The sequence below is a fragment of the Sphingomonas sp. Leaf10 genome (assembly GCF_001421245.1).
Classification (GTDB): Bacteria; Pseudomonadota; Alphaproteobacteria; order Sphingomonadales; family Sphingomonadaceae; genus Sphingomonas.
In genome coordinates, this window is sequence record NZ_LMKE01000023.1 from 1 (window position 1) to 248 (window position 248).

Genomic DNA, 248 nt, shown 5'->3' on the forward strand with positions numbered 1-248 from the left:
CGGCAAACTCGCCTACCAGAAAAGCCGCGCTCAATAACAAGGCGGCCTACTGGCCACGCTTACGGCCAAAGCGCCCTACTTTCGTGTACACGATGCCAGCCAGAGTAACAGGATGCTAAAGCCTGACAGGTACGGCCAAACGCATGTTGTCGTCATTTTCAGCCGGGATCGCCGCTATCGGCGTCGTCCTAATCGCACTGGCTTCGCTGGCCGGACTCCTCGTGGATGCCTCACGACAGACCAGCCAA